We start from the raw sequence: 9392 nt of genomic DNA, 5'->3' as shown, positions 1-9392 counted from the left end.
TCCTCGCGCGCATCAACGACCTGCCGGCCAGTCGTCTCAACGAGTTGTTGCCCTGGAACTGGACGCCCACGGCGCTTGCCGCCTAAGCCACTTCCCGGCGTTTCACAGCCTAGCCGCCGCGGTCCTCACCGGATGCGTACGATCAACCAACTTCCCGCCGTGCTGCTGGAGCGTGGAATCACGCTGGCCAAAGGTCGCGCCGTCCTCATGCGTCGGCTTGAAGAGGTTGGCTCTGAAGGCTTGGCGGTCAGCGACCGCACCCGCAGGCTTGTGGAGGACCTGCTCGAGGAGTGCGACGGCCTGAGTAGGCGAATCAAAGCCTATGATGACGAACTCGCCGCAGTTGTCCGCAGCGACGAACAGGCGCGTCGGCTTTCCAGCATCCCTTGGGTGGGCGTGATCAACGCCACCGCTTTGCTCGCCGCCGTGGGCGATGGCAGCGCCTTCGCCAAAGCCCGCGATCTGGCGTCTTGGCTCGGCCTTACGCCCCGCCAGCACTCCACCGGAGGCAGGACCCGGATGCTCGGCATCAGCAAGCGGGGAAATCGATATCTGCGAAAGCAGCTGATCGATGGCGCCAGGGCGACGCTGCCGCATCTTGCCGCTAAACCTAACGCGATGGGCGCCTGGCTGCAGCAGCTGCTGGCGAGATCGCACCCCAACGTCGTGGTCGTGGCTCTGGCCGCCAAGCTGGCGCGCATCGTCTGGGCGGTGTTACGACGAAACGCGCTCTTCGACCACGGCGCCGTCGCGGCAGCCTGATCAACACAACTGCGGCGGCGCTCCACGCCACCGCTCCCGAAGTCTGCGTGAGGTGAAAGCACAGATGGCATAACGGTCAAACCGGCGGACTGGAGATCCTGATCCTAAATGCGGCGCTGGTCACCGAGGCTTTTATGAGGACCCGGGACGCGCGGATATCCATCTTGGCCAGGGCTCGACCCTGAGACCGGATACGTTGTTGCAGACCGCTGACGCCATCTAGCGAACACCCCTTGCGGACGGGGCGGGCCTACGTTTTTAGGATATCGCGCTCCATCCGAAGCCGGTCGTTCTCGCGCTTCAGCCGAGCGTTCTCCGCAGCCAAATCAGACGGCGACGGGGCCACCGCCTGCGTACTGGGGCGCCGCGGCGTCCCCGTCGCCTGCGCTCCGAACTGCATCATCCATCGTCGAAGCACCGGGTCTCGCGGAGACCCAACTCCCGGACCACCTCACCAACCGACAGGCCGCTCGAGGCCACACGATCAACAGCCTCCCGCTTGAAGGCCTCCGGAAACACCCGGCGCGTACCACTCATCTGACACTCCTCTCCAGCTCCGAAAAGCTAGCATGGGTGTCCACCAAAACGAGGGAGGATCATGCCAGAACCGTCACGCATCCGCGCCAATTTGGTCACTCGACGCTGGCACGGTCTTTAACTCATCATACCGGTCGCACAGGCGCCGTCAGCGATCGCTTGATCCTCCGCTTCCGCCGGTGCCTGGGCAAGTGGGGCAATCGATGTCCTGTTCAGCGTTTATCGAACCCAGGACGGCCTCGATGGCGGCGAACAGCTGGTGTGCTTCGACCGGTTTGTTGACAAAGGCCTGCATTCCGGCGGATCGACATTGGTCGACGTGGTCGACGTGGTCGACGGCCGAAGACGCCGTCAGCGCGACAACGGGTGTGTTTCGATTCATCCCGTTCGAACCTCTTAGTCGCTTCACTGCTTCCACGCCGCCCATTACCGGCATGTTCATATCCATTAGCACGACATCGAATTCGTTGATCGACAAGAGTTCCAAGGCGGCCTGACCGTCTTTGGCGGTGACAATCCGGCCGCAGAAAGGCCGCAACATCAGACTAAACGCTTTGCGATTGATCTCATGATCGTCGACTATCAAGACCCTGAGATCCATGCTGGGCGCTACCGGTTGCTCGCAATCCTCCCGCTCGACGGCCCCCTCAAGCCTCGTGTGCGGTAGTCGCAATGAAAAGGTGGTGCCGTCGCCTGCGAGGCTTTTCACCGTCAGGTCCCCACCCATGAGCTTCGCTAGCTGCCGACTGATGTTCAGTCCAAGCCCGGTGCCGCCATGCGTACGAGCCGTGCTCGCCTCCAGTTGCTCAAATGCGTTAAAGAGGCGTTCGAGCTGGCGGGGGGGTATTCCAGGTCCAGTGTCAGTCACCTCGACCTGCAGGAATTCCCCATGGGGTTGCGTAGAAGTTATGGCGCACCGCAACTGCGCCATCGTCGGTGAACTTTATTGCATTCGAAAGCAGATTGTTGAGAATCTGTCGAAGTCGGAAGGGGTCACCCCGAGCCCAGCCAAGGCTGGGCCCAGTCTCCAGTTGGAGTGAAATCCCCTTCTTGCGCGCCGCGGCGGACCAGAATTTTAGGGTGTCTTCCACCAGTGACTGAAGGTCATAGGGGACCTCTTCAATCGTCAGTCGGCCCGCTTCTATCTTGGACATGTCGAGTAGGTCGTTGAGCAGGCTGTTCATCATACGGGCGGAGTCAAGGATGAGGCGTGCGCTTAGACGATCGCAAGCGCTGCGTGACCGACCCTCTAGTTCGGCCGCGCCTGCCAGAACGGCGCTGAGTGGCGTGCGAAGTTCATGGCTGACCATCGCTACAAAGGCCGACTTTGCGGCGGTGGCGGCTTGCGCTAGCGCCTTGGCCTCACGCTCGGCCGCCAGGGTATTCTGATAGAGGCGCCAGGCCAACAGTGCAGCTGTAATGTTCAACCCCGCCGTCATAGCAAAGGCGGCAGCTTGACCGGGCGACGCGCCGAGAGGCATGGCGAGCAGAGATAGAACGATAAAGTAACCGATCTGCGGCAGGAGGGCGGCAACGAATACCGGGCGACAACCGACGCTGGTCAGAACGGCGTTCAGTATCGCGCCGGACACCCACAGCGCGCCGCAGGCCGCTCCCCAGGGTCCGCCGAAAACGGCCGCGACGATGCCAACCGAACCGAAAATCACTCCATTGACCGCCACAACCGCAAGGGCTGCGGTCCGCCAGCGCGTGTGCGCCATCCGTTGCTGAATCAGTGCGCGGGGAAAGACCCACACTTCAATCGCTTGTAACAGGAAGTAGCCGATCACCCCCGCCATCACGGTCATGAAGGAGCCTGTGAACACAGCGTCTACTGGAGCGACAATCGCTGGCAAAAGCAGGCGCATGGCGATTTGTCGCCGGCGGGTCGAAAGAACTGCAGCGAACTGTTGATGGCTTTCCAACTGAAAATTCGCCCTTCGCGTCGCCCAGTCGCCCATTACAGAATTGTAGCGCACGACGGTACTTGTACCACGACGGTACGTGTACATTACTCTATACTTGATTAATTGCGCCGGGAATTGCGGACTTCGCTTGGTAACGGCCGCAATGCTGGGCTCAAACGACGGGCGACCCTAAAAAGAGCGCTCAGGGTTTGACCTGGGAACCCCGGCGCTCCGCTGGCCGCGGTGGCTCGCGATCACCGAGTAATCCTGTAAGGTACGCCTGTGCGGTACGATTGAGAACGGTTGCCTCCCTTGAATGCGCTCATTGACCTCGGGCAGTTCTTCGCCGAGGGGCGAAAGCCTGCCCGAGGTGATCAGGGTATCTCTGCGCTGGAGCGGGAGAGTTGGCTTGGATCCAGGCCCAACTGCGGGTAAGCGCTCGATTCTCCCCATCGGGCTGCCGAGGAAGTCCTGATAGAGAAAGCAGAGGGGGATTGCCCGGGAATGTCTGAACATCAAAGCCGCCGCGGGCATCTGTTTACGTGGTGCTTCGCTGAAAGCGAGCCAAAAATGCGCTTTGAACTTCGTGTTAGGGCGAGTTTCGGCCGACTGTGGCCGGCTGTTCGGAATACTGCCGATCGAGAAAGCTCACTACGGCGTCGAGGAAGGCATCGTTGCGATCCCCCGCGACCATGTGAGAAGCGCCAGCGACGTCGGTGAACTGGGCGTTCGCCAATTTTGCGACGAAATCTTCAGCGGCTTGACGCGTCACCAATTCGCTGAGCCGACCACGAATGAGGTGCACTGGCAGGGTTAGGCTAGCGAGTCCGGTGTCGAACGCCTGCGCATCTCGCCTCGACCGTTCCCGGTTGGCGCTCGCTACGAAGCTCGGATCCCAATGCCAGTGGTATCGGCCATCGCTACCGCGACGCAGGTTCTTCGCCAATCCGGATAGGTCCGAGGGTCTGGCTCGGTGCGGCAAATAGGAGCTAATCACGTTGGCCGCCTCCTCAAGGCTGCCAAATCCCTGGCCGACGTGGGCGCCCATGAACTTCAGCACCTTTGCCGCGCCATTCGGATCCATATTTGGCACGATGTCGACCAGGGTGATCGAGCTGAAGCTCCGCGGCGCGATCTCCGCTTCTGCGAGCAATCCGGCGAGGCCGCCAAGCGAGGCGCCGATCAGCGCCGGACGTCCGCCCATCTCGTTGGCGACGATTGCGAGGTCGCCCGCGAACCGTTCCATCTGGTAGTCGCCCGTGGGCGACCAGCCACTGTCGCCGTGCCCGCGCAGGTCCAGGGCGACGGCTTCCCAGCCGCGATCCGCCAGGGCCGCCGCGGTCTTGGCCCAGGCGTGCCGGGTCTGGCCGCCTCCGTGCGCCAGAAGCACGCCGCCGCGGATCGGCGTGCCATAGCGGTCGGCGACGAGGTCGAGGCCGTCGGGCGTTCTGAAGACGGTACGGTGCGGTTCAGTCATCGATAACCCTCACTACGGGAACAGCCTCCTAGCGCCATCGCCCGATCCTGCCAATCGGCCTTTTCCGCCGCAGAGTTGGCTTCACGCTTTCCTTAGTCCGGTAAGTCAGCGTAGCATGCCGATGGCACACTAAAACACATATGTGTTGGAGAGCAACATGAGCGACGTCGTTGGGGTCGAACGGAAGGGCCAAGTTGCGCTCATCACCCTCAACCGACCTGAGGCGAGAAACGCCATCTCCCCGGAAATGCTGGTCCGATTGGCCGACGCCTGGACCGCAGTGCGCGACGACCCCGACATCCGCGTCGCGGTTGTCACCGGCGTCGGTGATAAGGCTTTTTGTTCCGGAGCCGATCTTGGACGGTTCATTCCGTTGATGAGTCGGGCCCGACCGCCCGAAGACGAGTGGGATCGCCGGCTGCTGGCGGATGGAGAGATGCTCGGCCGTGGGCTTCTTCGGACCTTCGATGTGGTCAAGCCGGTGATTGCGGCGATCAACGGTCACGCGATCGCCGGGGGCATGGAGCTGGCCCAGGGGACGGACCTACGTGTCGCGTCCGAATCCGCCAAGCTTGGGGTGCAGGAAGTCAAGTGGGCGATCTTCCCGGCAGGCGGTTCGACGGTGAGACTGCCCCGACAGATACCCTATGCGCGGGCCATGGAGTTGCTGCTCACCGGAGATCTAATAACCGCCGCCGAGGCGCTAGAGTTGGGGTTCCTCAATCGCGTGGTGCCACAGGCCGACGTGCTGCCCACGGCCCTCGATCTGGCCGAACGCATCGCCGCCAACGGGCCGATCGCGGTACAGGCCATCCGCCGGTCGGCGCGAGCCTGCCTGGGCCGTCCGGAAGCTGAGGCCATGCAGATCGAATCCGAAATGGCTGCCGCTGTCTTCAGAACCGAGGACGCCCAGGAGGGGCCGCTCGCCTTCATGCAGAAACGCAAGCCCGTCTTTCGGGGTCGCTGACCCAAGCTCCGCTCAGCGACCCTCATCATCCGAGACAAGGAACACCATCATGGCATTAAACAGCCGTATTTGCGAGATTTTCGACATTCGCTATCCCATCGTTCTTGCCGGAATGGGCGGGGCCAGCGTTCCCCGCCTGGCAGCGGCCGTCTCCAATGCCGGAGGGCTAGGAATTCTTGGCGCTGCGGCCTGCTCGCCCGAGGAACTTCGCGCGTGGATCCGCGAAGTGCGATCGCTCACCGACAAGCCCTTCGGGGTCGACACATTGCTCCCGGCCTCGGTCCGCCGCGAAGTGGTCGACGCCGCGGCGGGCTCCGGCGAGGGCGGCAAGCCGTCGCCTATGGAGCTGCTTAGCGACTATCAGGCGTTTGCAGCCGACTTCATGCGCCAGGAAGGCCTACAAGAGGTCGCCCGTTCCCGCGATGGCAACAAAGGTGAAGCTCAGGCCGGCCCCGCGTTCTTTTCAAAGGAGTTCTTCGAGGCGCAAATGGAGGTCGTGATCGAGGAAGCGGTTCCGGTCTACGCCGCAGGCCTGGGCAACCCGGGGCCTTGGATGGAGCGACTGCGGGAGAACGGCACGAAGGTCATGGCCGTCATTGGGTCGGTGAAGCATGCGCTGCAGGTCGCTGCGTCAGGCATCGACGTGGTGGTCGCCCAGGGACATGACGGTGGCGGACATAATTCGCCGATCGGCACCATGGCGCTTATCCCCCAGGTCGTCGACGCCATGGCGGGGCGCATCCCGGTGCTCGGAGCCGGCGGTATTGCCGACGGCCGCGGCGTAGCCGCCGCAATGATGTTGGGGGCTGAAGGCGCCTGGGTGGGCACCGCTTTCCTGGCGACGGAGGAAGCCGGCATTCAGCAATTCCAGAAGGAAGTTCTGGTCGAGTACGGCGATGGCGACACGATTGTGTCAAAATCCGTCACCGGAAAGCCGGCCAGGATCATCCGCAACAAATGGGCGCAGGCTTGGGTGGACGCGGAGAAGTCGCCGCTGCCCATGCCCTTCCAGTCTATCATCGCCGGGCCCGTGCTCGCGGCGGCGACCCTCGACCAGCGCAAGGATATCGCGCCTGGGTTTGCCGGCCAGGGCATGGGCCTCATCAAGGCGATTCGCCCCGCTCGGGATGTCCTGGAAGACCTCGTCAGCGGCGCCGAGACCGCGCTCGCTCGCGCGACTGTTTTCGCTAAGCCGCGAAAGGAAATTCAATGACCCCGCGCAGAATGCCCGCGTTTCACGCCGAGATGGTTGAAGCCTTCATGGCTTCGAGCAATCGGATGACCGGCCTCCCTGAATACCTGGGCCTGCGGATCGTGACCATGGAACCGGGAGGCCTCACGGCAGAGATGGCGGTGGACCCAAAGCTGCTGACCGGCTTCGGCAACATGCATGGCGGCGTCCTGTCTGCCGCCTGCGACCATGTGTTGGGATGTGTCTGCTACCCCCATATGGAGAAGGGACAGTGGGCGGCGACGACCGAGTTCAAGATCAACCTCCTCGCGCCGGTCAGCCGAGGGATGGTCATGGCGCGTGCGGAAATCCTCTCGATGAGCAAACAGACTGCGGTGGTCCGGATCGAAATGGAGAACGAAGGTCGCCTGTGCTGTTCAGCGCAGGGCACTGTCCTAATCCAGAATCCCAGACCTGCCTGACGGGCGCCTGCGTTCACGCGGTCTTTGGGGCTGCCCTCGGGCCGGGGGTCCCGAGGCTGCCTAGCACGTCACGCATGATCCCAAGCAATTCGGGGCGACGGCCCCGGAACAGGTCTTTGGGCGCGGCCAAGCCAAGGGCCAGGGGCCGGGCCGGCGGACCTACGGCGAGGGGAATGGCTAGCATGGCGGCGCTTTCGTGCACCAGGCCGGCATGGAAGGCATGACCTCGGGCGGCGACCTGGATCAGGTCTCCGGTGATCTCCTCTGCGGGCGGTGGCGCCTCATCGCCGTCCCACACAGCAAGCGCTTCCGCGATCATCCTGGTCCTCGTATCCGGCGGCTCCAAGGCGAGAAGCACTCGGCCCAGGGTTGAGCGGACGAGGCATCGCCGCGTGCCGGCCTTGACGTGATAGCGGATCGGGGTCGTGCCTTCGATCACGCGGACATACTGGCAATACCCGCCGCTCACTGCACCCAGCACCACGGTCATCTGGGTTTCTTCGGCGAGATCGCGCATCTGCTGCTGGATGCGCCGGAGCGGAAAGACTTCGTCGCTAACCCAATGGCCCAGCAGGGAGACCCGGATTGATGGGAAGTAAGTCTTGTCTTCGGCGGAAAATTCCAGATAGCCGAGGTCGGCGAGGCTGCGCAGCAGCGCGGCCGTACTGGAATGCGGATAGCCTAACGCGAGGGCCACCTCTTGAATGTGCGCGGGCCTGCGAGCCTCGTCGAAATATTCGAATATCTCTAGGGTCCGGGCGGCCGACTTGACGACCGACTGATCAGGCTTCGGCATGCTATCAAATCCTTCGGGCGCGCGCTCAGATCTTGAGCGCCGCCCGGGTTCCTTCCTCAATGGCCCGGACCGCATCCAGACCGGCTGCGTCGCGCGCGCCCCCAACCAGGGAATATGGCATCTGCTTCGCCGCCAGCAACGGGGCGATTCCTGCCTGCGGCTCTTGGCCGATGCATAGCACGAACGTGTCGGCCGCGATCAACTGTGGGACGCCGCCCACCATGACATACAGGCCCTCTGGGCTGAGCTGGCCATAGACAACATCACCCGTCATGGCGACGCCCCGGCGCTTCACTTCCTGGAGGTTGGCCCAGCCCCGCGTCTTGCTCAGTCCCGCGCCGAACGCCGATCCCGGCTTGCGCTGGAAGAGCGTGATCTGCCGGGCCGAGGGCCACGATCCGGGCTGCGGGTGCAGGGCGCCGCGCTCGTTGAAGCCGGTGTCGATCCCCCAATTCTGGGAGAAGCTCTCAATATCGGGCCTGGTAGGGTCGCCCGCGCCGGTGGGGTGCGCTAGGAGTTGGGCCACGTCGAAACCAATGCCACCAGCGCCCAGGATCGCCACGCTTTCGCCTGCCAGTTCGGGCGTTTCAATGGCCTGTGCGTAGGTAAGCACACGCGAGTCGTCCATGCCCATCGAATCGAGCGTTCGCGGCTCCACGCCGGTGGCGACGATCACATGATCGTATGCGGCGGCGATGAGATCTTGCGGGCGAACAAGCGTTCCCAACCGCACTTCGACCCCGAGCTCGGATAGCCGAGCGCCGTAATATCCGATGGTTTCGGCATAGTCCTCCTTGCCCGGGATCCGGCGCGCGAGATTGAACTGGCCGCCGATCTGTTCTGATCTCTCGAACAGGGTGACCCGGTGGCCCCGTTCCGCGCTCGTCACCGCCGCGGCCAGGCCCGCGGGCCCCGCGCCAACAACCGCGATACGCTTAGGTTCGATCGGCGCTGCGACATCGCCGAATTCGGCCTCGCGGCAGGCGGCGGGATTGACCATGCAGGTCGTGAGCTGGCCGGTAAAGGCGTTGTCCAGGCAGGCCTGATTGCAGCCAATGCACACATTGATTGCGGCACGTCGCCCGGCCCGGGCCTTGGCGACGAAGTCGGGGTCGGACAGGAAGGGCCGTGCCATTGAAACCATGTCGGCGGTGCCGTCGGCGATGAGGCGGTCGGCAAGCTCCGGGGTGTTGATCCGGTTCGACGCCACGACCGGCAAGTTGAGATGGGACCTGAGCCGTGCCGCGGCCCACGCGAAAGCTCCGCGGGGCACCATGTGGGCGATGGTGGGGA

Annotated in this window: 9 protein-coding genes and 1 pseudogene; 4 read left to right on the top strand and 6 right to left on the bottom strand. The window is 63.4% G+C overall.

Going from position 1 to position 9392, the window contains the following annotated elements; genetic code table 11:
* Positions 1–132: 132 nt before the first annotated feature.
* Positions 133–762: an IS110 family transposase gene (locus tag Q8K84_RS16955; RefSeq protein ID WP_305283926.1), complete on the top strand. Its 630-nt coding sequence runs from the start codon at positions 133–135 to the stop codon at positions 760–762.
* A 256-nt stretch (positions 763–1018) separates the two neighbouring features.
* Here the strand turns inward: Q8K84_RS16955 and Q8K84_RS16950 are convergent.
* The 4 genes and pseudogenes from Q8K84_RS16950 to Q8K84_RS16935 form a co-directional block, all read right to left on the bottom strand.
* A pseudogene (locus tag Q8K84_RS16950) lies at positions 1019–1299 on the bottom strand (transposase); the annotation flags it as partial.
* A 148-nt stretch (positions 1300–1447) separates the two neighbouring features.
* Positions 1448–2167 carry a response regulator gene (locus Q8K84_RS16945; protein ID WP_305283925.1) on the bottom strand — a complete coding sequence of 240 codons (720 nt, stop codon included), beginning with the start codon at positions 2165–2167 and terminating at the stop codon, positions 1448–1450.
* A complete protein-coding gene (locus tag Q8K84_RS16940; RefSeq protein WP_305283924.1) occupies positions 2160–3311 on the bottom strand; it encodes a HAMP domain-containing sensor histidine kinase in 1152 nt (383 codons plus the stop codon). The genes Q8K84_RS16945 and Q8K84_RS16940 overlap by 8 nt, the downstream gene beginning before the upstream one ends.
* A 484-nt stretch (positions 3312–3795) precedes the next feature.
* Entirely contained in the window at positions 3796–4683 is an 888-nt protein-coding gene (locus Q8K84_RS16935) for an alpha/beta fold hydrolase (RefSeq protein WP_293319962.1), read from the bottom strand.
* Positions 4684–4840: 157 nt separating this feature from the next.
* On the opposite strand from Q8K84_RS16935, the gene Q8K84_RS16930 reads away from it, so the two are divergent.
* The 3 genes from Q8K84_RS16930 to Q8K84_RS16920 are packed head-to-tail and all read left to right on the top strand — an operon-like array spanning position 4841 to position 7303.
* Positions 4841–5650: an enoyl-CoA hydratase-related protein gene (locus Q8K84_RS16930; RefSeq protein WP_305283923.1), complete on the top strand. Its 810-nt coding sequence runs from the start codon at positions 4841–4843 to the stop codon at positions 5648–5650.
* Positions 5651–5699: 49 nt separating this feature from the next.
* The gene (locus tag Q8K84_RS16925) at positions 5700–6863 is read left to right on the top strand and encodes an NAD(P)H-dependent flavin oxidoreductase (protein ID WP_370867885.1); all 1164 of its coding nucleotides are present in this window, start codon (positions 5700–5702) and stop codon (positions 6861–6863) included.
* Complete coding sequence (locus tag Q8K84_RS16920) at positions 6860–7303, top strand: PaaI family thioesterase (protein ID WP_293319958.1); 444 nt, start codon at positions 6860–6862, stop codon at positions 7301–7303. Before Q8K84_RS16925 ends, Q8K84_RS16920 begins: the two co-directional genes overlap by 4 nt.
* Before the next feature lie 13 nt (positions 7304–7316).
* Here the strand turns inward: Q8K84_RS16920 and Q8K84_RS16915 are convergent, their stop codons facing one another.
* Entirely contained in the window at positions 7317–8099 is a 783-nt protein-coding gene (locus tag Q8K84_RS16915; RefSeq protein ID WP_305283922.1) for an IclR family transcriptional regulator, read from the bottom strand.
* A 25-nt stretch (positions 8100–8124) separates the two neighbouring features.
* Positions 8125–9392, bottom strand: a 1268-nt coding sequence (locus Q8K84_RS16910; RefSeq protein WP_305283920.1) for an FAD-dependent oxidoreductase, incomplete at its 5' end; no start/stop codon positions are given.

The sequence above is a fragment of the Phenylobacterium sp. genome (genome assembly GCF_030679875.1).
In the GTDB taxonomy this organism is placed as follows: Bacteria; Pseudomonadota; Alphaproteobacteria; order Caulobacterales; family Caulobacteraceae; genus Phenylobacterium.
This window is presented reverse-complemented; position numbering and strand designations above follow the sequence as displayed.